The sequence below is a fragment of the Bradyrhizobium sp. CSS354 genome (genome assembly GCF_029051725.1).
GTDB lineage: Bacteria > Pseudomonadota > Alphaproteobacteria > Rhizobiales > Xanthobacteraceae > Bradyrhizobium.
The window spans coordinates 1-23,556 of record NZ_JAACFU010000037.1; the positions used below are offsets into that span (position 1 = coordinate 1).

A 23,556-nucleotide genomic window follows, 5' to 3' on the forward strand; every position below is an offset into this window, starting at 1 on the left:
TTCTGTTCAGAATAAATCTGGTCAGATGGCGCCGATAAAACCGAGGGCGCCGAAGTTCGTACTGCTGAGATTGGCAATGGCAATTGCGTTTTTGAAGGATTTCTCCATTCGCGATGCGAGTCAACAGGAAGCGGACGGATTCGCGTTAGGGAAGCACGCCTGTCAGGAGCCATCCGCCCGCCCGTCGTGCGAGTGGGCCACAAGGCCGCTCGCACGACGAGCGGCCTTGCACCATCGTCCGTTACCCGCTCAATGCAACGGATCGCCCTGGCCGAGCGCGTAGGCGACGAGGTCCTTCAGCGCGAAGCTGGAGCCGGTCACCGGCGTCCATTGCGGATCGAGCGACAGCACGGAGGAATTGTCTCCGAACATCATGCCGAGGAAGACCTCGGCGACGATGCGGCCGCCGACCGGCCCGAGCTGCGGGGTCTTGACGGTGGCGGGCCCACCGGTGGCGGGGATTGCCATGTCCGTCGCGTTTTGCCGCGCCTCGGCCAGGATGTAGGCCCACAGCGGGCAGTTGCCGGCGAACACGCCGTTCGCGATGGTCGCGATCTTGACTTGCGGATCGCCCGGTCCCGGCTCGTCGACGGCCTTGCCGATGATGATCTCGTCGTCGGTCAGCGGCGTCAGGTTCATCGCCCTGGCGACGGCCTGGCCCGACGGCAGTCCGAGCCGCCAGCTGCGCTCGAGATTGCGTAGCGCCAGCGACGCCGGATTGGAGGCGACTTCCGGCGGCAGCTTGCGCAGCGGGTCCACCAGCGAGGCATCGATGCGATAGGCGAACTGCAGCCGCCTCTTGTTGTCGGGATTGGTATCGTCGTCCTCGACGCCGTAGGGGCGGGTGTCGAGATCGATGAAGCGGCCCCAATCCATGGCGCGTCCCGGTCCCATCGCGCGGAAGCCGGTCAGTGCGTTGTGGTCGGGATTGTTGGGATCGGGGAAGATCTGCAGCAGCATGTTGGCGGCGTCGTTCAGCCGGTAGCCGGGGCGGATCATGGAGTGCCCGAGCCGATAGGCCGCGACCGAGAACTCGACCGGCATGAACGGATAGGTCTTCCAATGGTAGTAAGCGAGCTTGCTGCGGTCGTATTGACCTGCGGTCTTCAGCTCGTCCAGCACGCTGGCGTGGACGATGCGCGGCAGGAAGTCGTTCAGCACCACATACTGATAGTGGAATCGAACGCGCTGCTGCACGTCTTCGAACGATAGGCTGTCATTGTCGTCGACCATGCGGTTGTGAAAGCGCAGCATCAAGGCCTGGAATTGCGAGACGATGCTGTTCTCGTCGTTGCGGGGATCGCCGATCAGCGCGCGGCCCTTGAACCGCGGCAAATCGACTGCATCGGGCACGCCGGCGCCGGTGACCTTCTCGCCGAGGCGGAACTTGATGCCGTCATACATGTAGGGCTGGTCGTTCGGGCCGCGGCCGTAGAGATTGTCCATGTCGAGCGACGGTGTGCGGAAGTCGACGAGCCCGTCGGGATCCTGCTGCTTGGTCAGCGAGCTGACCGGATCGAAGGTGATGTCGTGGTCGATGAACTGGCCGAAATAAGTGTAGAGCGAGGGAATGCCGCTCTCTTCGGCGTCCGGCCCGTCCTTCGGTCCGTCGAAGCCGGCGACCATCTTGTCGGCGAGCGCCGACAGGTTTGCAACATTGTCGGAATCGTTCGGGCCGAATTTGGCCGGTGCGAGCTTGCGGAACATGCGGCCGAAGCGGCCTTGCGAAAGCGGCGAACGCGTTGCGTTCAGACCGCGCGGAACAATTGCGTGGCGGCTGCTCATTGAAACACCTTCCTGAAAAGTCGGATGAAACAGTTCGGGCTCAAGTTTCTCGCGCTGGAGTTTGCAGCCTAGGCGCGATCACGCCTGCCACGAGCGAGATGGATCACAATTGCCCGTCATCAAAATTTTCGGAAGGAGACGCCCGCCTGCAAGCCACGGCGGCGCATCGTGAATATTCTCCGTGGCGAAGACGGATAACATTCTCGTCATCGACGGACGCAGGCGGCTTCGCACAGTTTCAATTCGCCGAGGTATCGGCGACGCGGATCGTTTTCACGCAAAAATTGTGGCGGCGCGCGCGTCATGCGCGCACGCCGCGAATTCGTCAGTAGTCGCGCTGCTGCGAGAACGCGTAGCGCGGGTTGATGCCGCAATAAGACGACGTGCCGGACGCGCTGGCGAGGCACTGCTGATAGCTGGCGAACTGGCAATTGCCGGGGTAACCCCACGAGCGGCCCTGGATGCAATATCGATCGTTCGCAGGATGTGCCTGGGCGGCCGGGGCTGCTACGGCCATCAGGGCCGCGAGCGATGCGAGTGTGAGGATGGTGCGACGCATTTCAGTCTCCTTCGAGAGCGAGTGGATAGGAATGTCAGCGGGCCTGGCTCGTCTGTTGCAAAGTCATGCCTGTGTTGGTGTCGGCGAACGGCTTTTGCGTTCGCGACAAGGCACATCATGACGCAGCCTGCCGCCGGCAATGTCTCGGCCACAGTTCACGACGGGGTTCCGGCCTATCGTGAACGGACTTGCACGCGTCGATCCCGGAGAACTACGCTTGCCTTGTTCGGATCAGGAATTTTGGAGGTTCTAATGCAAAAATCATACTTGCTGGCTGCGACAGCAGCGCTGGCGCTTCTCATGCAGACACCGCTTGCGCTGGCACAGGGCGCACCAGCCGCCGCAGGAACGGCGGCGCCTGCGGCGACAACCGCCGCGCCGGCAGCGACGACGACAGCGCCGGGCGCCACCAATGACGCTTCCAGCCAGCCGACCGACTCCAAGAAGAGTGCGTCGAAGAAGCCGGCGAAGAAGAAGATGACGCGGCAGCAGGAGATCGATCACTCGGTCGACAGCGGCACGGTGCCCGCGCGCTACCGCAGCTCGGTGCCGAAGCAGTACCAGCAATACGTTCCGTTCGATAAGCAGTGACGGATCCACGGCGGCGCGAAATGATCGGGCATCGCGCCGCCGGTGCCATCGCGAGACGGTCGTGAAACAGGATCTTGGCCGGAATCCGGCCATACATCCCCAGTGGCGGTCCGCGCGAGCGGTGCTAGAGTAGGTCGAAGCCTGGGGGGAGTTATGAGTGACGACGTGAGGGATGCTGGCCTTGTGGCCATGATCAGCAGCATCCTGGGAGGCAACAAGCGCGCCGCAGAAAGTGTCGCGCCACCGCCGCTCATCGAGGTTCCGCCGCCGACTGCGCCCACGAACGGATTTTTTGAGCTGGTCGAGCCCGTCCCCGATACGCCGGCCAAGCCCGAGAACAACTCAGAGAACGATTCCGAGAGCGCGCCCAATGCGGCGCCGGCTGCCGCGAAGCCGGTCGAGCCGCCGGCGAAGATCGCCACGACGCCTGATGGCAAGCAGTTGCTGCCTGCTGAAGCAATCGCGGATCTCGTCCTGGGCGAGCTGCGCAAGCTGGAGAATTTTCCGGCGACCGGCGCCTCCGTCACGGTCTACGGTTACCGGCACTGGAACGCGATGATCACCTTCGCGCCGTTCTCGGCCACGTTCCGGGATGCCACGCGGTTCCGCCAGGCCATGCCGGACATCGTCTTCAAGCTGCGCCGTTTCGTCGAACTTGAGATATGATCCGGGAGATCGCCAGCTTCGGCCCGCCGCAATTCCTCGCGGCGCGACGGTGCCGGCCGTGAGCCCGAACAGTTCGACAGGATTTTCGACTTGAGCGTTGCCTTTACCAAAGAAGAGAGCGCGGAAACCGCCGCCGAGACGCTGCTGCCGGATCGGCCGATCTCGCCGCATCCGAACCTCGTGACGGAAGCGGGCTTGCAGGCGCTGCAAAGACAGCTTCAGGACGCACGCGAGGCCTATGAAGCCGCGCAAGCCATCGAGGACGTCAACGAAAAGCGCCGGCAATCGGCGGTGCCCTTGCGTGACGCCCGCTATCTCACCGAACGGCTGCGCACGGCGCAGGTCGTTCCCGCCCCGGCCTCGACCGATATCGTGGCCTTCGGCAGCACGGTGACCTTCAGCCGCGCCGATGGCCGCGTGCAAACCTATCGCATCGTCGGCGAGGACGAAGCCGACCCCAAGGCCGGCTCGATCTCGTTCGTGGCGCCGGTGGCGAAGTCGTTGATGGGGAAGGCGGTCGGGGATGTCGTGGGGGCGGGTGCGCAGGAGATCGAGATTTTGTCGATTGGGTAGGGGACGTTTATCGATGGTTTCCGCTGTGTCCGCGCAACAAGGCGCGATAGCTGGATGAGGCGGTTTCTGTCGGGAGCATTGCCGTTCTACGCGCTGGCCGGATTGGCCATGTGCATGTACCTCGTCCTGTACAAGACTGATCTCTTCGACTTGACCGCCATCGTCCAGGATGCGACCGGTTCGTCGTGGTTTCTGGTCTTCATTTTCGTCTGCGTGCTGCTGGAGTCGGTCTTCCCGTATTTTGGCTATTTTCCCGGAACCGCTCTCATCCTGATGTCCGTGGCGCTCAATCCGAAGCCCGCGGACGTCTCCGTTTTCATCGTGGCGTGGCTGGCCATCATCGTGGGCGCCGTCCTGAGCTACGGGCAGGCTCGCTTTTTCCGACCGCTGTTGCAGCGGGTCGCCTCAAAGGCGGCGCTGAACCGGTGTGAGTCCTTGCTCGATGCCTACGGCCCTTACGCGCGAATTGCCCTGTTCGTTCATCCCAACGCCTGCGCGATGTATTTCACGGCGCTCGGACTTCTCGGCCGCAACCTGACGCGAGAGCTCGCCTATCTCGCCGTGGGTGCAGCAGCTTCCGTGGGCGTTCTGTTCGTCGTCGTGAGCAGACTCGTGTCGTCCGTAGGCACCACCGACGATGGGCAATTGCAGCTGCTGCTCGCCGCAGCGCTGGTCGCCATCGGGACGCTCGTCGGTCTCTACGCGGCCTGGCGGCCGGCGCGGGTTGCTTGAAGCTTGTCGGCGCCGCTTGTTCCGTCGTTGCCAGGGCCTTGTCCGCCATAGCTCGAAAGGCGACGGCGGAAGCGAAGCAATCAGTCTTCCTCCACGCGCACATTCCGGTTGATCGCGACCGCCAACAGAACAATCGCGATCCCACCGAGGTCCGCCCCATTGCTTGTCCTGCTTGTCGCCCATGAACGAGGCAAATCCAATCAGGATTGGCCATCGGAGCGATCCTTGATATGCGTCAAAATCGGCGATCGGAAAGGGTGTAGATCCTTGCCAGGAGGCGTCCCATGCCCGTGTCGATGCAGAATCACTTTGGAAGCCGAGAGCGCGCGGAGAGGGGCTGGCCGGTCAAGGTTCGGGCCGCGGTCGTCGTCGTCGGATTTCTGGGCATCAGTGGAGCGCTGCTGTTCACAGAGCACCGGGCCCATGTGCTCGGCCTGCTCGTTTGGCTGCCCTTGTTGGCCTGTCCACTGATGCATTTCTTCATGCACGGCAGCCATGGGCATCATCATGATCGGCCGGATGACCGGGGAGCAAGGCCATGAGCGACGGTGCGCCTGCCTACGGCCTTTGGAGCCTGGTTGTCGTCAATTCGGTCGTGTTCATCGCCTTCGCCTACAGCTTCTTCAAGCCACAGACGTCGCGAGATTGGCGTTCGTTCGGCGCCTTCAGCGCCTTTCTGGTGGCGCTGTTCGTCGAGATGTACGGCTTCCCTCTCACGATCTATTTCCTTTCCGGATGGCTGCAGTCGCGTTTCCCCGGCATCGACTGGTTCTCTCACGATGCGGGTCACCTGCTGGAGATGATGTTCGGCTGGAAGACGAATCCACACGCCGGTCCGTTCCACATTCTCAGCTTCGTGCTGATCGGTGCAGGATTCCTGCTGATCTCGGCCGCCTGGAGCGTGCTCTACGATGCACAGCGGACGCGCAGTCTCGCGACATCAGGTCCATACAGCTACGTGAGGCATCCGCAGTATGTCGGGTTCATTCTGGTGATGTCGGGTTTCCTGGTGCAGTGGCCGACGATCCTCACCCTGGCGATGTTTCCGGTCCTGACGACCATGTATGTGAAGCTGGCGCGCGATGAGGAGCGGGACGCAAGAGCGGAGTTCGGTGGCGCATACAGCCGGTACGCCGCCGAGGTCCCGGGCTTCATTCCGAAGCTTGGTCGTCTCCTCGGACGTGCTCCCTCGAGCGACTACCGCCACGGATAATGGACCGCCTCCGGATGTCAAAGGCAGGACCTACGTGGACCCTTTCCTCCATCCTGCTGACCGGATCGGGAATCCTGCTGATCGGAATGGGAATCTATTTCGTACTTCTCCGGCCGCCCCTTCTGCCTGAAGACATCAGGTTCATGAACCTGACACCCGCTGAAGTGCAATCGATCGGAGGCAGGCTGGGATCCTGGCTCGTTCACGTCTTTCGCGTGATGGGCGGCTACATCGCAGCCAGCGGGATACTCGCGATCGCCTTGGCGGTCACGTCATTCCGGGACCATCATCCGTTCGCCGCGGCAGGCGCCATGATCGGCGGCGCGGCGTCGATCGGCTGGATGGCGGCCGTCAACTTCATAATCGATTCCGATTTCAAGTGGGTGCTGCTCGGGATGGCGCTGGTGTGGGCCGCCAGCCTGGCGACTTTCGTATGGGAGGGGGCTCGTTCATGACGCCGCCGGTCTTCACCGCGCGGGCTCTCACCAAGACGTACGTCTCCGGCGAGGTGAGCGTGCATGCCCTCAATGACGTCGATCTCGAGATCTCCGAAAGAGAGGTCGTCGTTCTGCTCGGACCTTCCGGCAGCGGCAAAACCACATTGCTGAACATCATGGGCGGGCTGGATCGGCCGACGAGCGGCAAGCTGCTTTTCAGGGACCTCGATCTGACGGGTCTCGACGACAGGGGGCTCACGAACTACCGCCGCGAACATATCGGCTTCGTTTTTCAGTTCTACAATCTCGTTCCCAGTCTGACGGCTTACGAAAACGTCGCCCTAGTCACCGAGATCGCCGACCGTCCGATGCGGCCCGGCGAGGCGCTGGAGCTTGTCGGCCTCGCGGAGCGCATGCATCACTTTCCGGCCCAGCTTTCCGGCGGCGAGCAGCAGCGCGTCGCCATCGCTCGCGCGATCGCCAAGCGTCCGGCAGTGCTGCTCTGCGATGAGCCCACCGGTGCGCTCGACTCGAAAACGGGAATCCGCGTCGTCGAAGTCCTGCTCGGCGTGAACCGGCAGATCGGGACCACGACCGTCATCATCACCCACAATGCCAGCATCCAGCAGGTCGCGGACCGGGTGCTGTTCTTCGCTGACGGCCGGATTTCCAGGATACAGAAGAACGACACCCGGCGAGAAGCCGCGGCATTGGTCTGGTGAAAGCCATGACCGCTCTCGATATCAAGCTCTTTCGGGATGTGATGCGACTGTGGGCGCAGGTCCTGGCCATTGCACTGGTGATCGGTGGCGGCGTTGCCACGCTCATACTTGCGGCCGGGTCGCACCGCTCGCTGGAGGAGACACGGGCCGCCTACTACGAACGCTATGGCTTCGCAGACGTCTTCGCGCAGGTGAAGCGGGCGCCCAGGGCGCTGGTAGACCGCATCGCCGAAATTCCCGGCGTGGCCGTCGTCGACACCCGGATTTCCAAGCTGGCGCTACTCGATATCCCCGGTTTCGCCGAGCCGGCGAGCGCGCAATTCGTGTCGCTGCCGGATACCGGTGAGCCGATGCTCAACCGCCTCTACATGCGCACCGGTCGGCTCCCGGAGCCCGGGCGGGCCGAGGAGGTCGTCGTCAACGACACCTTTGCGCGCGCCCACGGATATGCGCCCGGCGATCGCTTCAAGGCGATCCTGAACGGCAAGAAGCGTGAGCTGACCATCGTGGGGACGGCGTTGTCGCCCGAGTTCATCTACACCGTCGGGCCCGGCGACCTGATGCCGGACGACCGGCGCTTCGCCATCGTCTGGATGTCGGAGAAGGCGCTCGCCAGCGTTTACGATCTGGAGGGTGCGTTCTCCTACGTTTCGGTGAAGCTGCAACGCGACGCATCGGAGCGCGAGATCATCACCCGCCTGGACGCCTTGCTGGACTCCTACGGCAACCAGGCGGCTCACGGACGCAAGGACCAGACCTCCCATGCCTGGCTCGATCATGAGCTCGACATGCTCAACAACATGAGCCGTACGCTGCCGCCAATCTTCCTTCTGGTATCTGCCTTCCTCGTCAACCTCACCCTGAGCCGTCTGGTGGCGCTCGAACGCGAGCAGATCGGACTGTTGAAGGCGCTCGGGTATAGCAACGGCAGCATCCTGCTGCACTACACGAAGTTCGTCGTCTTGCTCGTTCTGATCGGGATCGGACTCGGCAGCGTGATCGGAACATGGCTCGGGCTCCGCGTGACGGCGCTGTTCGGAGAATTCTTCCATTTCCCGTTCCTGGCCAAGGCTCCGGATCTCTATTTGATCGCCGGAGGATTGAGCGCCGTCGCAGCCATTCTCGGTGCCGTGCGCGCCCTGCGCGAGGTCGTGAAGCTGCCGCCGGCAGTCGCAATGCAACCGCCGGCTCCTCCGGCCTATCGCCGGCTGCTTCCCAGGGGCTTCGCGCTGGAGAAGCTGGTCTCGCAGCCCACCATGATGATGATCCGGAACATCTCTCGCCATCCTCTCCGGGCGGTATTCACCGCGCTCGGCATGGCGCTCGCCACCGCAATCCTCGTCGTTTCGCTGTTCACCCGCGATACGATGGAGCAATTGATCGAGGTGACCTATTTCCTCTCCGACCGGCAGGATGCGACCATCGGCTTCGTCGAGAAGCGGATCGAAAACGTCGTCGATCAGGTGAACAGGCTGCCGGGAGTTCTCGCGGCCGAGCCGTTCCGCGAGGTCCCTGTGCGGATACGGCATGGCAACGTCGAGCGCCGGATCACAATCAGCGGCCGGCCGGCCGATGCCAGCCTGAGACGGATCATCGATGTTGACCTTCAGCCCGTGGTCCTTCCGGAGAGCGGCCTGGCGATCTCGGGCATGCTGGGCCAGATCCTCGGCGTCCGTGTCGGTGACACTGTCGAAGTCGATCTGCTGGAAGGTGCCCGGCGCACCGTAGCACTTCCGGTCGTGGCCACGGTCGAAGACTATTTCGGCATCAAGGGCATGATGGACAGGGAGGCGCTTCGAAAGCTGATGCGCGAGACGGCCGTCGTGAACAGCGTGAACCTCAGCCTGGACGAGAGTCGGAGGGATGAATTCTATGCGGCCGTCAAATCCATGCCGACGGTAAGCGGCGTCGCGCTGCAGCGCGTTTCGCTGGCCAACTTTCGCAAGACGGTTGCCCTCCTGATTACCACGATGGCCAGCATCTATACGGGCCTCGCGGCCGTGATCGCCTTCGGCGTCGTCTACAACAACGCCCGCATCTCGCTGTCGGAACGGGCGCGAGAACTGGCGAGCCTGCGGGTCCTCGGCTTCACGCGCGGCGAGGTGCTGCGGATCCTGCTGCTCGAACTTGCCATCCTGACTTTGGTGGCGCAGCCGCTAGGCTGGCTGATGGGTTATGGCCTCGCCTGGATCATGAAAACGAACCTTGCAGGCGAACTGATGCGCGTGCGCCTCGTCGTCGAACACTCCACCTACCTCACCGCCACGGCGGTGGTCGTTCTCGCCGCGATCGCATCCGCTGCCGTCATACGAAACCGCATCAACAGAATGGACTTGGTCGCGGTCCTCAAGACGCGAGATTAGCCATGAACTGGATCAAACGGATCATCGGTATTGCGGGCCTCAGTCTCGTCATCGCGGGGCTTGCGTGGTTCGCTTGGCCACAGCCGATCCTCGTCGATCTCGCGACGGTCGCGAAAGGTCCCATCGAAGTGACGGTGGATGATGATGGCAAGACTCATGTCCGCCACATCTACACCGTCTCGGCGCCGGTGGCCGGGAAAGTGCTGCGCATTTCGCATCCGATGGGCGATCATGGGCCGTCGCTTCACGTCGGCGACGAGGTGGTGGCCAACCAGACCGTTGTCGCGGTGATGCAGCCAACCCTTCCGAACTTCATCGACGTGCGCTCGCGCGATCAGCTTCAGGCCGAGGTCCTGGCCGCCGACGCCGCCATCCAGCAGCAGGAAGCCGAAGTGAAGCGGCTCAAGGCCGCACTCGATTTCTCACGCAACGAATTCCAGCGCGCGCAAACGCTCTCTCGGACGCAGACGATCTCGGCGCAGGCCTTCGACAAAGCCAGATTCGACGCAGCGAGCAATGAAGCGTCGCTGGCGGGCGCGCGCGCTCAGGTCGACGTCCGGCGCGCGCTACGCGCCAGCCTCGCTGCGCGCCTGATCGACCCCGCCGACGTTCAGCCCCAGACTGAGCCGACGTGCTGCGTTCGGGTGTTGGCTCCTGCGAGCGGTCGGGTGCTGCGGATCGTCCAGGACAGCGAGGCGCCGGTGCCGTCGGGAGCGCCGTTGGCGGATATCGGCAGCCCCCTCGATCTGGAGATCGTCGCGGACCTGCTCTCCACCGATGCGGTGCAGATCAAGGTCGGCGCCCCGGTCCGGATTGATGGCTGGGGCGGTCCCGCGATCGGAGGCAAGGTGGCCCGGGTCGATCCAGCCGGCTTTCTCAAGGTATCGGCCCTTGGCATCGAGGAGCAGCGGGTGCGCGTGACGATCGACTTCGCAAGTCCTCCAGAGGCGCCGTCGCTCGGTCACGATTATCGCGTCGTCGTCCACATCACCACCTGGAGCTCTCCTGACGCCGTCGCCGTGCCTGTGAGCGCGCTATTCCGGAAGGGCGAGGACTGGGCGGTGTTCGCCGTTCGGGACGGGCGCGCCCGGACGGTTCCGATCCGGATCGGTCATCGGAACAACCGCGTTGCCGAGGTTTTGTCCGGCCTCTCCGCCGGGGACAAGGTCGTCGTCCATCCTAGCGACAGGATTGCAGACGGACGCAGCGTAGCGCAGCGGGAGTTTCCGTAAGAGCGCCATGCAGGCCGCTTTTCGGAACAACCGTAAATTTTGATCGGTGGCATTCTGCCCCTGTTTTGCCCGACGAGTCAAATCCGATTTCGGAAAAATAGCACGACTGTAACCCATTGATCCGACTGAGGTCGGCTACTGTGCATGGGGTTGTTTTCGACATTTTTGATTGAGGCGGTCCCGACACGCCGCCAGGCGTCGACGATGGGTCCGCGATCAGTATGGCTTTGGAAGGTGGATGGTGGGCGCACAAGGGATCGAACCTTGGACCTCTCCCGTGTGAACCACAATTCGTAGTCCCTAGCCAACCCGAGACAGCCATAGTAAAAAGTAGATAAGTCTCTGCATTGTACGGGATTTTGCCATATGCGGCCATAACAGGCCACAACTGACCAAGCTACATTTTGTATGCCCCCGCTGTGCCCCCGTGCCATCTTCCCTTGGGGCACACAAATCGGGGAGGGTCTGTGCCCCTCTGTTCTTCAAGGGCCGTCCTTCCACGCTGGTGTGCCCCGAGGCGGAAAAAGCGAAGGAAAGTCAATGATCACTTTCCCTTCGCTTCGATGGTCCCGGCGGCTGCGGGGCACACCGCGACTGGGAGCACAGGGACCATGCCGGAGCCGACCAACCAGCTGACACTTACCGATGCCGTGATTCGCAACGCGACGTTGCCGCCAAGTAAGGCGCAGCATTATCTCCACGACGACAAGTTGCCCGGCCTCGCGCTGCGCATGCGCGCGACCGGTGGCCGGACATGGGTCTATCTTTTCACCAAACCGGGGGTGAGGGGAACCCAGCGCAAGACCCTAGGCGCCTGGCCCAAATATAATGAGAAGGCAGCGCGCAAGGCCGCCACCATCGCCGCGGGCGAGGTCTTCAAGGGCGTGGATCCGAACGACGCCAAGCGCGAGGCGAGGCGGCAACAGGCAACCGAGAAGCAGCGCACCACGCTAATCACCCTCATTGTTGAAGATGGTCCCTACCAGGGGTCCTTGACCGGACGCCAAGTCGTCAACTGGAAGCCAGCACTGTCGGCGCTGCGGCGCGGGCTCAAGGAACACTCCGAGAGCGCCGTCGGAGACCTGACGCGGCGACAGATCATGGCGGCCGTCGACAAGATTGCCAAGACCGGCAAGCGTGGGGCGGCCAAGGACCTGCGCAAGCACACCCACACTTTCCTCGAATGGTGCGTCGGCGAGGGTTATCTCGACCACAATGTGCTCGCTGGTTATCGCGAGCCGAAGGAAACCCGGGCGCAGCGGATCTTGCGCCGCACCAAAGGACGCGCGCTGAGCGATGACGAGATCATCAAGGTCTGGCAGGCATCCGGCAAGCTCGGGACTTTCGGGCTTCTGGTACGGATGTGTCTACTAGGCGGCCCGCGCCGCAGCGAGCCAACCATGATCGAGTGGTCGAAGCACGTCATGGACGACCGCATCACCTTCGATGCCACATGGACCAAGATGGGCCTGCACCACGACCTGCCGCGCACCCATCTCGTTGACGAGGTGCTCGCGGCCGCGAAATATTTCCAGCGGGCAACTTCCGACTATGTCTTCCCGTCACCAAAGACCGGCGGCCTAATGTCCGGCTTCACCAAGATGGTCAACCGTTTGGTCAAGGAAGCGAGCGTCGCCAAGTTCACCATGCATGACTTAAGGCGCAGCTTGCGCACCATCATGTCGCGCTGTGGCTACGACAACGAAATCCAGCGGCTGTGTGTTGGGCAAAAGCCTAGCGGAATCGATCAGGTCTACAATCACGACGAACAGTGGATCATCCGCAAGATGGCATTTGAAGCGGCTCACGACTACATTGCGCAGTTGGTCGGCGCGAAAAGGGTCGGGAAAATCGTGCGCCTGCAGCGGACGAATCCGCTTGACCCGATCAAGGCCGAACTCCTCGGGCGTCTGCGTGAGCATTATGCGGCTGAGGGATCTTAGTGGTTTTGTCGTCACTTGGCCAGATAGTCACGCACTGAATCGACACGATAGAGGGGCCGGCCATCGACGTAGCGCCATTTGAGCGGGTGGTTCGGATTGCGCCGCCACTGCTCCAGCGCTCCGGGCGTGCGGCGGATAACCGCCGCCGCCTCTAATGCCGTTAAATTAGAGCTGCCCGGCAACGTTTCGATATCGAACGTCGCCGGCGGCGGCATGCCACGGTTCTTACGATGGCGCTTCGTAGCAGGCGGCATTTTCCGACTGCTTGGCGACCCTAACGTCTCGATCCGACTCTTTTCGTCCTTGCCGCTCATGCCTCGGTCCCGAACCACGATCGGTCTGAGGCGATAAGATCGGAGGCTGCTCTGGCAAGAAAGAAATCAAGTGCGCAGGTATGGCTGCCGGGTTGGTGTGGCGTACAAAAAGGACGAACCGTTTCGATTCATTTGGGACGTGCCCGGCGGCCCTTTTCGCTTCATTCCGGCCTTCGAGCCTCATAACCTGAAGATCATAGGTTCAAATCCTATCCCCGCAACCAGTACACCCCTAGACTCTAGGGGATCGGCCACCGCCCTCTCAGAAATTCTGAGCAGGGCGGCCAGCTGGCCGTAAATCTCGATCTCCACCAGTTTGTATGCTCCGCGTCTCCATCTACGTCGCCATCCACACGGATGCGGTGCCCGCTACCAAGATCTATCTCGATGATGCCCAGGCTCTTCCGTCGACGCGCCGGCCTCGTCGTCAATGGCGCACGGCCAACTCCCGCAGCGGCACAGATGGCCCAATCTCGACCGGCACGAACGGCGCTATACTCGCTTCGCCGTTCTTGCAAAGCTCTTAGCGCCAGCTGAACAGCTGGCTTACATGAAGGCCAGCCATGCGAGCCATCTCGGAAACACTGGCTCCGGCTCGAGCGATGCTGCAACAAGCCGTTCCTTCTCGTTCGGTGACCACCGGCGCCGCCGCTCGATCGATGTGATAACTTCCGCCCGCGAAATCGTCATAGCGCTTCTCCTAAGGAGTTGGTGTCGTGTCTTGTCGGCTCGTCGGACCCATCATGAGGTATGAGTCAGCCGATGCATCGGCCGGACAAAACTGCATGCGCATGTACTACCCAGGTGGCCGCTTTCGCAGGGGGACTTTTCGCCGGCAATCCCGCAGCCGTTCTCGTTCCTTGACGGATGGCGAAGCTGCTCATTGCTTGTCGGCTGTGGCGAGGCGTTGATATCGAAGCCCGCCTGTAGGGGCAGGCCGGCATGGAACAGCGAGCGACGGTTGAGCGGGCGAGTTGTCGCGGCGGTTCGCGTTTACGAACCGCCTCGCTGCTCATCAATCATAGACGCGTCGTCGACACCCGGCGCATGCGGGAGTTGGCACAGCCCTTGGCGGGTGATCTTCCTCCCTTCGCCTTCATTCAGACCCCGCAGCCATCGGTCCGGCCCCACCCAAGAGCTTCACGTTGAGGCGGCCGCCGGCGAACAGCATGTCTTCGAGCGCTTCCTCGATGTCAGCTGTGGTCACTGAGTTTCCGCCGTCACGAGCGATGCATGATTGCGCAATGCGTCGCATCAGCTCCTTAATGAAAGCGGCGCTGACGCCCTCAGTGCGGCGCACCGTCTCGGCTACGATCTGCGCCTCAAGCGGTAGGCCCGTGCCGTAAAGTCGGATCAGCTTGTCGCGCCCGGTCGTATCAGGCAGCGGCATCTCGATCGCCTGGTCGATGCGGCCGGGGCGACCGGCCAGGGCGCCCTCGAGTTGCTCGGGGCGGTTGGTGGTGAGCACGAAGAGGATGTCAGCGTCTTCCTTCAAGCCGTCCATTTCATTCAGAAGTTTGTTCAGCGCGACCTCCTCACATGTTGTCAAGTCGTCGCGCTTGCTGGCGATCAGATCGACATCCTCGATCACCACCATGGTAGGCTGCAGCAGGCGCGCGAGCGCCATATAGGCGCTCAGCTGACCGACCTCTTCGGCGGTGATTATTAGCGTAGTGTGTCCCGGTAGGTTGGTGGCGAGATAGCGGATGGTGTGGGTCTTACCGGTGCCGGGCGGGCCATAGAGCAGGATGCCCTTGCGGGTCGACTGGCCGAATCGGCGGAGTGCGTCACGCGTGGCGACAAAACTCAACACGTTGCGATCGAGCAATTTGATAGCCTGTTCCCGCAGGATCACGTCCTCGCGCCTAACTGGTGCCAGTCGATGCACCATGATGCCTCTTGAGCGGCCGCTGTAATTCGCAGCTTTCTCGAATGAGAGAATCTTGCCGCGATAAGAACGTGCCGCGTGTACCGCCCGTTCCAGTTCGTCAAAGCTCCGCTGAACAAAGGCTTCGCCGCCAGTCCCCGCAGGGGCAACGATTTCAATCCGGATCCTCGGCTCTTGGTCGAACTCGAATTCAGTAGAGAGCACGACGGCAAAGAAAAATTCGCTCGCTCGGCAGAGCCACAGTCCATTGTACAGGCATTTGACCGGCGCCGTCTCGCCAGTATCGACCTGGTGATATTGCGGCGGCACCAGCGAAATCGCATTCTGTCCACGCTTTTTCATCCGAGCGAATGAAAGCGTCTCGTACCTATGTTCTGCATAGGCGCCGAAGAAGCGGACAGGATCGGCGAATAGTTTATCGACCGCGACCTGAACATCGGCCTGCATGTGGCCCGGGAATTGCCTCACAGTAGTGGCGAGTTCGCTCGGCGGTATATCGGTGAAGTGCCACTCAAGGGCTTCGTAGGCATATTCGAATTGCACGTCGGACAGGTCGGGGCTGTCCGCTTCGTCCGCGGCTTCGTCCGTGATCAGCAGGGGACATCCTTCAGCTCGGATGCGCTCTTGCGCCGCCTCGAGGAGCGCCTTTGCGACTGAGGGTGGATAGCGTCCGCAGACGGCCTTGCCATGCTGCAAGACGAGTTTGGCGAGCGCAATGGCATCCCGCTCTTGTTTGTCGAATACCTCGCGCAGCAGCCGTACCACGAGACCGAGGGTCGTCTTGCCGTCATTGTGCAAAAGAAGCTGAATGGGCGCCCCGCCTGCGCAGATCTTGTCCACAAAGACCCCCGGTGCGTGTTCTAGTTGTTCGGCAGTGTTCGCCATGTGGTTCCAATCTAAGCTCATCACCGGACACTTCGACCGGCTTAGACACGTTATGCAAATTGCTTGCCGCCGCGTTCCTTACGCTTCATCGGCGGAATACATAAAGAAGACACGCAAGGCCGCCGCAATCCCTCGAAGACCTTTGTCAGCAACCCTACACGCGCCGCAAAGCCAACAGGCGCGATCTCGGACAATGTCAAGCTCGGGCGCGCTGGCATGCGACTTGCCAATTCCTATCCAAACGACCCAGGCAAAAAGGATAGCCATGATCAATCTGACGGATAGCGCAGTGAATGCGCTCAAGAGCGTGATCTCGGGTTCGGCGCAGCCGACGAGCGGCCTGCGCATCGAGACCGGTGGCTGCGACGGGTTCAAATACCGGATGAGCCTGGCCGACGAGGCTAAGCCTGACGACACCGTGACAGAGCGCGACGGCGTCAAGGTGTTCGTCGTCGACAATAAGAGCCCGCCATAAACAACTGAGTCACAGTTGCCACAGATCGCGAGGATTGTTTGCGCAGGATTCACAATGATGAGTCGCGCGACGTAGCGTCGTGGGATGATTCGAGCCGCTCAGGCGCGCACCGCGCGGAAGCGCTATCAGGAGATGGCCCCTGTTCTGAATGAACAGAGCCTCCGGCGCTTTGTCGCCCCTGGGGGCGAAAGCGCTGGGATGTCAATCGGCTTGCAAAAATTTGCAAACGATGACGTAATTGCGGTCGGCGCCCGCGGCTCGAAATGTCCGCTATCTTCAAGCCTTCCCGCAATCCCGCGAATCGGAGGGGCTATGAAGCAGTATGTTGGGTTGGATGCTCGCAAAAAGAAACATCAGTGTGTGTGGTCGACGAAGTGGGTCAGGTCATGTTCGAGGGAAAGGCCAAGTCCGACCCGGGGGCGCTGAGGGCACTGCTTCGCAAGCGAGCGCCACAGGCGGAGCGCATCGGATTGAGACCGGGGCGATGGCGAGTTGGCTATGGCATGAACTTCGTAGGGTTGATCTTCCGGTGGTCTGCATCGACGCGCGTCATGCCCACGCGGCTTTGTCCGTACGCATGAACAAGAGCGATCAGAATGATGCTCGAGGTTTGGCCGAACTGGTGCGGGTCGGCTGGTACCGAGAAGTCAAAGTCAAGAGCGAGGAAAGTCAGAAGATACGCGCGATACTCGTCGCGAGATCTCGGCTCGTGGCCATTCGTCGAGATATCGAGAACCAAGTCCGCAGTTTAATCAAAGAATACGGCTTGCTCTTTCCCACGCGCGATCGGACTGCAGTTCCGCAATCAGGTCTGCGAGCTATTGGGCGAAGATCATCAGCTCCTCGGTGTGATCGCGCCGCTTCTGTCGATCCATGAGCAGATCTGCAAGCAGCAAAGCAAGTTCGACGACGAAGTCCGCCAGTTGGCGAAGTCGGATGAGACAACGCGCCGCCTGATGACGGTTCTTGGTGTCGGCGTGGTGACCGCCTTGACCTTCCGCCATACGATCGACGACCCATCGCGCTTCCGATCGGCATCCAGCGTCGGCGCCTATCTGGGTCTTACGCCTCGACGCAACCAGTCTGGCGAAACTGATATCAATGGCAAGATATCACGATGGGGCGACCGTCTTCTTCGAACTTACCTGTACGAGGCGGCGACCGTCCTGCTTTATAGAACGAAGAAATGGTCCTCTCTCAAGGCTTGGGGCATGAAGCTCGCCAAGCGGATGGGCATGCGAAAGGCAAAGGTCGCCATCGCGCGTAAAATCGCCATCGTTCTTCACTGTATCTGGGTCGACGGCAGATCGTTCGACTGGGGCCAGGCGAAGGAAGCCTGATCCGATCTTGTAAAGTTCCTGGTCCGGTCTGCCGGACTGGCGATGTCCCGCTGGGACGGTGTTGTGGCACCTCGGTCAATCGGCTGGTGGCGGCTCGTCCGCATTCCGCTGCAAACGTTGAGGCGCCCCGACCCGGAATCATCGTGAGGCGCTGCGCGACCTCGGAAAGGACCATGATCCCAGCGAAGACATCAACCAGCTCCGCGATCCAGTGCCTGGCCGGCAAAGCACGTATCAGCCGCGCCCGCTCCGTCTCCGCAATCCGGACCAGCTCCGACGGCGCGAGCGCTACCACCGTGCCGTGGGCGAGTTAGAAATGTAAGCTTGACAACAAACCGCAATTAAAGGGCCGATTGACAACGGATGCCCAGGGCACGCGTAGGCAGGCGAGGCAAGGGCTTTGTCTGACCGGAGATCATGATCAGTGAGCGCCCTGCTGAAGCTGCCGATCGAGCAGTCCGGGACATTGGGAGGGAGACCTCATCCTCGGTGTTGGCAGCTCAGCAATCGGCATGCTAGTCGAGCGTACGACGCGCTTCACGATGCTATTGCACCTTCCCCGGTTGGCGGGGTATGGCGAAGCTCCGCGCGTGAAAAACGGACCTGCGCTCGCGGGACGCGGGACGCGGGGCCGAAGCCGTGCGCGACGCTATCACGCGCACCGTCGTCACTTTGCCCGAAGAGCTGCGTCGCTCGCTAACCTGGGATCAGGGAGCCGAAATGGCTCAGCACGATCGTCTCAAGATCGATGCGGGTATCCCGCCGTAACGGTTCGGCCGTCATCGGCTGCCTCGGCGAATCCTCTGAGCAGCAAAAATGCATCCGATCAAGCCGCCGCCGCGCCCGCCAGGGCAAGCGAGTCGGTATTGGCTCCGCCGATTGTGTCTGCAGTGCCGAGAAGCGACGCATGATCTTCTTCTACAGGTCCTCTCAATTCACGGGCTCTCTTTTGTCCCGTTCTTGGTCTTTTTGATCATGCCGCGCCGGCTCTTGAAGGTCCGGTGTTAGAAGCGAAGCGAACGTTAGTTAGGATTCCGATTCCGTTGTAAATATATGACACCATTGGTAAGTCCCGGCAGGACTGCGACCCAACGGTCATGAGCCCCGGAAAGTATCTTCGTTCGCCTGGTAAAATCGCTTATTTTGAGGGCTTCCCCGGTCTTCACAGTTCCAGTTTGCGCGTTACAGTTGCATCATCTCGTCGACTACATTTATAGCTTCTTTTTCCAACATTCGCCGTTGATTCGGGGTTGACAGGATATAAGGAATTCCCTATACGTTTGTTTCATTCGAGGATCCCGGATTGGGAGACGCGGCTGATGAGTTGGAGCAGCTTGGGCACGATTTCGCTGGCGAGATCCTGCTCTACCTGCAGAAAGTCCACAGCGGATCGGTGGATAGCAGGGATCTGTTGCCCTTCTATACGTATAGGGGCGTGGAGATGTTCCATGCTTCCGCGGCGGCTAAGTTTGCGATCTTTGCTGTTGAAATTGATGATGACGGCGATGTGACGGTAACGCTAATGCTCGCAGCTGAGCATGGCGTGCCGATGTACGCTGGAGGGTCTTCCTGGAATGGCGGCGATTATAACGCTTTGAAGACCGGAATACTGAATGCGCGAGCTTCAGTTTGGTTCGTATGAAGAGTGGAGGCTGCAATGGTCAAACTCAAAGTCGCCAAAAGTCACAAACGTAGAGTGCGAGCCGTTGCTGAGGTTAGCAGTAACGGGCGTGGTCGTTCGCTTGCTGATCTGGTCGAAAGAATCGAAAGAGCTGATGCAAGCCTTGCAGCTGAAAAGGAACTGTCGAGTGCGGCAATGCGTGCTGGCGAACTAGTTCGGGCCATGCGCAAGGATGCCAGATTCTCTCAGTCACAATTGGCGGATAAGTTGGGTATTAGCCAGGCTCGAATTAGCGAAATCGAATCGGGAGTCGGGACCCAGGGGCCAACTTGGGATCTGATGGAACGAATTTCGGTTGCATGCGGCAAGACGCTTGGCGTTGCTGCCTCTAGCGATGACCTAGAACTCGCGGCACACATGCCAATGGCTGTGTAGTCTGATCCGTCGATGAGAGCCTGAGATACATGGCGTACTCTTGGTGGGACGCTCTCAAAGACGTGCTCGGCGCCGCGAGTCCTGTATGTATCGCCGTGCCGTGGTTCAGAGATTTTTGGCTGCGCGCTCGCAGATCGAAACTCGAGCGAGTCGAGGCAACAGGACGGCTTGGCAGGCTGAAGGCGTCTGTTGAAGGTTCAATCCGTCAGAAAATTGAATCCCCCAAGCTGGCCGACATAGTGTGGACCACACTTGGGCTAGTGCTAATGTTCATAAGCTTCTTGATTGCCATTATTCGAGGCCTCGCTGATCTCTGGGGCGGAACTTAATGCAGCGTTCCCAATGAAGCGGGCGTTCAGAACACTGGTCGGCATCTGCGCGCGGTAGTTGTTGCGGCATGTTTCTCACCAAAGCCAGAACTGCACTAAGCCGATGATAGATCCGTGGGCCAGGCTGACGCGAACCTGCAACCAGAAGGCCGCGTGGTGTAGATCGCCAATCAGATGCGCCAGGAAGAATACCGTTTCAGCTTTGGTAGCGACATTGAAGGCCGACGGGGAGGGGCGGTTTAACAGCACGGCGACCGCAGCATTATTTGCGGCTACGATGTCATGCTCGTTGGTGCCTTGATAGTTACGATCGAAACGGCCGCGCTGGATCGCGACGTCATCAAAATGATAGGTGGTTGTGACATCCCATCTCTTCATCAAGTCATGACCGTGATCGTTGCGGTGCGTCGTATAGCTGCACTGCACGAAATTCCGCGAAACGTACGCTTCCATCAGGCCATGATGGTCCGCGAAGGCTTTGCAAGCGCCTCAAACGCGTCCTCGACAATGTATTTAAAACTAATGTCCGCCTGTTTGTGGATTTGTGGACGCTCTTCACGCAATCTAGCCAGGGCCTGCCGTCCGCAGGTCAGCGCCCAAGATCGAGGCGACCTGAGCTTTGGCGTTAGTCAGCAGCATCGCGTCCGCAATAGTGCCCACGATCTGGTGGCCTTCGGCATTCCAGGCCTGCGCCGTAACGTAGCTGTCAGCAACTACCGCTCCGATCTTTCTTCGGTTGGCTGCCCAGATGGCCTCGAAGTAACACCCCACGACCCCGGGGGCGAACGCAAGGTCTGTCCAAGGAGCTGGGCAAATCCCGAGGATGGCCAGCATGCCCGGCTTTGCGGTCTGCCGCATGCATAAGACCGTTTATGGCTCCTGTGCATGTGCACATGAGACCAACAGGTCAAAAAAATGGCCGGGGCTTTCGATCCGCCGTTTGAACGATAGATCAGTATTTGAGAAGAATCGGACCGCCGAACTTATAGTTGAGCCGCGCAGTCATAACATCGAAATCCTGGCGGATGCGATCGCCGCCCAGTGAACCACCAGCAACGGTGAAGTTCACGTCGGCATCCCGCATAAACAAGTGGTCGTATTCGACGCTCACCGACCAATTCGGCGCGAAGCCGAATAGAGGCGCCGATCGCCAGCGAAGCGGTACGTCGTATCGAAATGCTCTTCGAGAGTAAGCGGGGCTGCGAGGCCCATCAGATTGTTTGTGCGTAGACCTGTGAGCGCCGTTAGAAGAGTCATCTTCTGGAAGGGTGCTCACAATGGACGACCATTCGGACGACATAAGACGACCGTTGTCATCGCGCATAGAAGTGTACGCCGGCGGCGGCCGGAAACAGTGGCCAGATGATTTGAAGGCGCAGATTGTCGCGGACAGTCTCGAGCCGGGCGCGATCGTAACAGATGTCGCACGTCGCCATGGCTGCCGGCCCCAGCAGGTGCATGACTGGCGGCGCCGGGCGCGTTTGGGCCAGTTGGTGCTGCCGGCTTCGGCGGATACGCTGTCGTTCGTGCCGGTAGTGTCGGAATCGGCGTTACCGGCGGCCGCAGAGCCTACCGGGTCGCCGGAAGCAGCCATTGTGACGGTTGAGCTCCAGGGAGCACGCGTGGAGGTGCGGGGGGCGCCTGGCCTTGCTGTGTTGAGCGATGTGTTCTTAGCGCTTCGACGGACACGTTCATGCTGACGCCGCCTGCGAGCCTTACGATTTACGTAGCGACGCAACCTGTGGACTTCAGAAAAGGTGCGGAGGGCTTGGCGCTGTTGGCGAAGGCGACGCTGGGCCATGATCCGATGAAGGGCGTGGCCGTGGTCTTCCGTGCGAAGCGCGCTGACCGGGTGAAGATCGTCGTCTGGGATGGCCTTGTGATGTACTGGAAGCGGCTCGATGGCAGCGGCTTCAAATGGCCTCCCATCGTGGCCGGCGTGATGCGGATGAATGCCGCCCAGCTGTCGGCGCTTCTGGCCGGCATGGATTGGACGCGCATGCACGCGCCTCGAATCCCGCAGCCGAAAGCGCTTGCGTAGGACATAAAATCTTCGCTGCATCGGCGCGCAAAGCATGGCAAACTCGGGCTAATGAGCGATTTGCCTGATGAGCTGCCGAGCGATCCAGCCGAGTTGCGCGTCTTTGCCGCGGCTCTGCTGGATCGCTGCGCCAGGCTCGAGCGGTTGCTCAAGCTTGCAAAAGATGCGCGGTTCGGTCGGTCCTCGGAAAAGCTGGACGCTGATCAGCTTCACCTTGTTCTGGAGGATATCGATCAGGCCGTCGCAGCCCTCGAAGCGGCCGAGGATCGCGCCAATCCCAGAGTTTGCGAGAAGAGGACGGCCGCGCGCAGGGCCAACCGTGGTCAGTTGCCGGAGCATTTGCCGCGCATCGTCGAAACCCTGATGCCAGCGGAGACTTGTTGCCCGTCTTGTGAGGGCGACCTCTTTGAGATTGGTCACGATGAGAGCCAGAGGCTGGACGTCGTACCGGCGCAGTATCGCGTTATCGTCACCCGCCGACCCAAGCTGGCCTGCCGCGCCTGTCAGGGCGTCGTCCTCCAGCACGCCGCTCCCGAGCGACTGATCAGAGGTGGATTGCCCACTGAGCGGCTGGTCGCGCATGTGATCGACGCCAAGTATCATTGGCATTTGCCGCTTTACCGCCAGGCGCAGATGCTGGCGACGCGGAATAGCGCTGGACCGTTCCACGCTCGCCTTCTGGGTCGGCTATGCCGCCCAGGAATTGAAGCCCTTGTGGCATCGTCTGCGCCAGCTTCTGCTCGCCTCTTCGAAGCTCTGTGTCGATGAGACCCCGGCGCCGGTGCTGGATCCGGGGCGCGGCAGGACCAAAACCGGCTACTTCTGGGCGCTGTCACGCGATGACAGGCCCTGGGCCGGACCTGACCCACCTGGCGTGGTTTACGCCTATGCACGGGGCCGTGGGGCCGTCCATGGCTTGAGGCTGCTCGAAGGCTATCGCGGCATCATCCATTGCGACGGCTATCAGGCCTACAAGACCATGACCCGAGAGACGCGTGCGGACGCCTTGTCCGGGACGCTCGCCTTCTGCTGGTCGCATCTGAGGCGCCAGTTTGTGAAGATCGAGCGCGAGGCCGCTCCGGCGCCAGCTCCGGTTGCGCGCGAGGCTCTTGAGCGCATCGCCCAGCTTTACGCGGTCGAGAAAGCGCTCCGCGGCCGATCAGATGCCGAGCGCCGTGCTGGCAGGCAGGCGCATGCCCGATCTCTGGCTACAGCCTTGAAGCAGTGGTTTGAGGCCAAGCTTGATCACCTTGCACAGAAGAGCGACACGGCGAAGGCCCTGCGCTACGCGCTGCGTCATTGGGACGGTTTGACGCTCTATCTTGATGACGGGCGCATCGAGATGGACACGAATGCTGTCGAGCGTGCGATACGGCCGATCAAGCTCAACGCCAAAAACTCCCTGTTTGCCG

Annotated in this window: 22 protein-coding genes and 4 pseudogenes; 20 read left to right on the plus strand and 6 right to left on the minus strand. The window is 61.1% G+C overall.

Translation table 11 applies throughout. The features are described 5' to 3' along the window. Positions 1–249: 249 nt before the first annotated feature. Entirely contained in the window at positions 250–1,785 is a 1,536-nt protein-coding gene (locus GWG67_RS37180) for a heme peroxidase family protein (protein ID WP_275174632.1), read from the minus strand. 325 nt (positions 1,786–2,110) lie between these two features. Beyond that, complete coding sequence (locus GWG67_RS37185) at positions 2,111–2,344, minus strand: DUF3551 domain-containing protein (protein ID WP_275174633.1); 234 nt, start codon at positions 2,342–2,344, stop codon at positions 2,111–2,113. Between the two features lie 252 nt (positions 2,345–2,596). On the opposite strand from GWG67_RS37185, the gene GWG67_RS37190 reads away from it, so the two are divergent. The 11 genes from GWG67_RS37190 (at position 2,597) to GWG67_RS37240 (ending at position 12,816) form a co-directional block, all read left to right on the plus strand. Beyond that, complete coding sequence (locus GWG67_RS37190; protein ID WP_247282441.1) at positions 2,597–2,935, plus strand: hypothetical protein; 339 nt, start codon at positions 2,597–2,599, stop codon at positions 2,933–2,935. A gap of 153 nt (positions 2,936–3,088) precedes the next feature. Further along, on the plus strand, positions 3,089–3,601 hold the full coding sequence (locus tag GWG67_RS37195) for a hypothetical protein (protein ID WP_275174634.1): 513 nt from the start codon (positions 3,089–3,091) through the stop codon (positions 3,599–3,601). 90 nt (positions 3,602–3,691) lie between these two features. Next, the gene (gene greA / locus GWG67_RS37200) at positions 3,692–4,174 is read left to right on the plus strand and encodes a transcription elongation factor GreA (RefSeq protein ID WP_275174635.1); all 483 of its coding nucleotides are present in this window, start codon (positions 3,692–3,694) and stop codon (positions 4,172–4,174) included. Between the two features lie 54 nt (positions 4,175–4,228). After that, positions 4,229–4,906: a hypothetical protein gene (locus GWG67_RS37205; RefSeq protein ID WP_275174636.1), complete on the plus strand. Its 678-nt coding sequence runs from the start codon at positions 4,229–4,231 to the stop codon at positions 4,904–4,906. 290 nt (positions 4,907–5,196) lie between these two features. Beyond that, the gene (locus GWG67_RS37210; RefSeq protein WP_275174651.1) at positions 5,197–5,448 is read left to right on the plus strand and encodes a DUF2933 domain-containing protein; all 252 of its coding nucleotides are present in this window, start codon (positions 5,197–5,199) and stop codon (positions 5,446–5,448) included. Next, positions 5,445–6,119: an isoprenylcysteine carboxylmethyltransferase family protein gene (locus GWG67_RS37215; RefSeq protein ID WP_275174637.1), complete on the plus strand. Its 675-nt coding sequence runs from the start codon at positions 5,445–5,447 to the stop codon at positions 6,117–6,119. The genes GWG67_RS37210 and GWG67_RS37215 overlap by 4 nt, the downstream gene beginning before the upstream one ends. 86 nt (positions 6,120–6,205) lie before the next feature. Next, entirely contained in the window at positions 6,206–6,574 is a 369-nt protein-coding gene (locus tag GWG67_RS37220; protein WP_342761078.1) for a hypothetical protein, read from the plus strand. Next, positions 6,571–7,278, plus strand: a complete 708-nt coding sequence (locus GWG67_RS37225) for an ABC transporter ATP-binding protein (protein WP_275174638.1) — start codon at positions 6,571–6,573, stop codon at positions 7,276–7,278. The genes GWG67_RS37220 and GWG67_RS37225 overlap by 4 nt, the downstream gene beginning before the upstream one ends. 5 nt (positions 7,279–7,283) lie before the next feature. Beyond that, positions 7,284–9,641, plus strand: coding sequence for an ABC transporter permease (locus GWG67_RS37230; RefSeq protein ID WP_275174639.1), 2,358 nt, complete (start codon positions 7,284–7,286; stop codon positions 9,639–9,641). A 2-nt stretch (positions 9,642–9,643) separates the two neighbouring features. Continuing rightward, entirely contained in the window at positions 9,644–10,873 is a 1,230-nt protein-coding gene (locus GWG67_RS37235; protein ID WP_275174640.1) for an efflux RND transporter periplasmic adaptor subunit, read from the plus strand. A gap of 611 nt (positions 10,874–11,484) precedes the next feature. Then, positions 11,485–12,816 (plus strand): integrase arm-type DNA-binding domain-containing protein, encoded by a 1,332-nt coding sequence (locus GWG67_RS37240; RefSeq protein ID WP_275174641.1) that lies wholly within the window; start codon positions 11,485–11,487, stop codon positions 12,814–12,816. 11 nt (positions 12,817–12,827) lie between these two features. Here the strand turns inward: GWG67_RS37240 and GWG67_RS37245 are convergent, their stop codons facing one another. After that, on the minus strand, positions 12,828–13,130 hold the full coding sequence (locus GWG67_RS37245) for a hypothetical protein (protein ID WP_275174642.1): 303 nt from the start codon (positions 13,128–13,130) through the stop codon (positions 12,828–12,830). 1,096 nt (positions 13,131–14,226) lie between these two features. Beyond that, complete coding sequence (locus tag GWG67_RS37250) at positions 14,227–15,903, minus strand: ATP-dependent Clp protease adaptor ClpS (protein ID WP_275174643.1); 1,677 nt, start codon at positions 15,901–15,903, stop codon at positions 14,227–14,229. 265 nt (positions 15,904–16,168) lie between these two features. Here GWG67_RS37250 and GWG67_RS37255 point away from each other — a divergent pair. The 6 genes and pseudogenes from GWG67_RS37255 to GWG67_RS37280 form a co-directional block, all read left to right on the plus strand. Next, positions 16,169–16,369, plus strand: a pseudogene (locus GWG67_RS37255) (HesB/IscA family protein); the annotation flags it as partial. Positions 16,370–16,862: 493 nt separating this feature from the next. Beyond that, positions 16,863–17,255 carry a transposase gene (locus tag GWG67_RS37260; protein ID WP_275174644.1) on the plus strand — a complete coding sequence of 131 codons (393 nt, stop codon included), beginning with the start codon at positions 16,863–16,865 and terminating at the stop codon, positions 17,253–17,255. Beyond that, positions 17,200–17,718, plus strand: coding sequence for a transposase (locus tag GWG67_RS37265; protein ID WP_275174645.1), 519 nt, complete (start codon positions 17,200–17,202; stop codon positions 17,716–17,718). The genes GWG67_RS37260 and GWG67_RS37265 overlap by 56 nt, the downstream gene beginning before the upstream one ends. 399 nt (positions 17,719–18,117) lie before the next feature. Next, positions 18,118–18,450 (plus strand): annotated as a pseudogene (locus GWG67_RS37270) (transposase); the annotation flags it as partial. Positions 18,451–19,021: 571 nt separating this feature from the next. Next, positions 19,022–19,360 carry a hypothetical protein gene (locus GWG67_RS37275; RefSeq protein ID WP_275174646.1) on the plus strand — a complete coding sequence of 113 codons (339 nt, stop codon included), beginning with the start codon at positions 19,022–19,024 and terminating at the stop codon, positions 19,358–19,360. A 15-nt stretch (positions 19,361–19,375) separates the two neighbouring features. Then, positions 19,376–19,774: a helix-turn-helix domain-containing protein gene (locus tag GWG67_RS37280; RefSeq protein WP_275174647.1), complete on the plus strand. Its 399-nt coding sequence runs from the start codon at positions 19,376–19,378 to the stop codon at positions 19,772–19,774. Positions 19,775–20,178: 404 nt separating this feature from the next. Here GWG67_RS37280 and GWG67_RS37285 read toward each other — a convergent pair whose 3' ends face one another. Both GWG67_RS37285 and GWG67_RS37290 read right to left on the minus strand, forming a co-directional pair. After that, on the minus strand, positions 20,179–20,556 hold the full coding sequence (locus tag GWG67_RS37285) for a hypothetical protein (protein WP_275174648.1): 378 nt from the start codon (positions 20,554–20,556) through the stop codon (positions 20,179–20,181). Positions 20,557–21,055: 499 nt separating this feature from the next. Beyond that, positions 21,056–21,238, minus strand: a pseudogene (locus tag GWG67_RS37290) (porin family protein); the annotation flags it as partial. Between the two features lie 142 nt (positions 21,239–21,380). Here GWG67_RS37290 and GWG67_RS37295 point away from each other — a divergent pair. The 3 genes and pseudogenes from GWG67_RS37295 to GWG67_RS37305 form a co-directional block, all read left to right on the plus strand. Further along, on the plus strand, positions 21,381–21,803 hold the full coding sequence (locus GWG67_RS37295) for a transposase (protein WP_275174649.1): 423 nt from the start codon (positions 21,381–21,383) through the stop codon (positions 21,801–21,803). Further along, entirely contained in the window at positions 21,797–22,144 is a 348-nt protein-coding gene (gene tnpB, locus GWG67_RS37300; RefSeq protein ID WP_275174650.1) for an IS66 family insertion sequence element accessory protein TnpB, read from the plus strand. Before GWG67_RS37295 ends, tnpB begins: the two co-directional genes overlap by 7 nt. Positions 22,145–22,195: 51 nt before the next feature. Further along, a pseudogene (locus tag GWG67_RS37305) lies at positions 22,196–23,556 on the plus strand (IS66 family transposase); the annotation flags it as partial.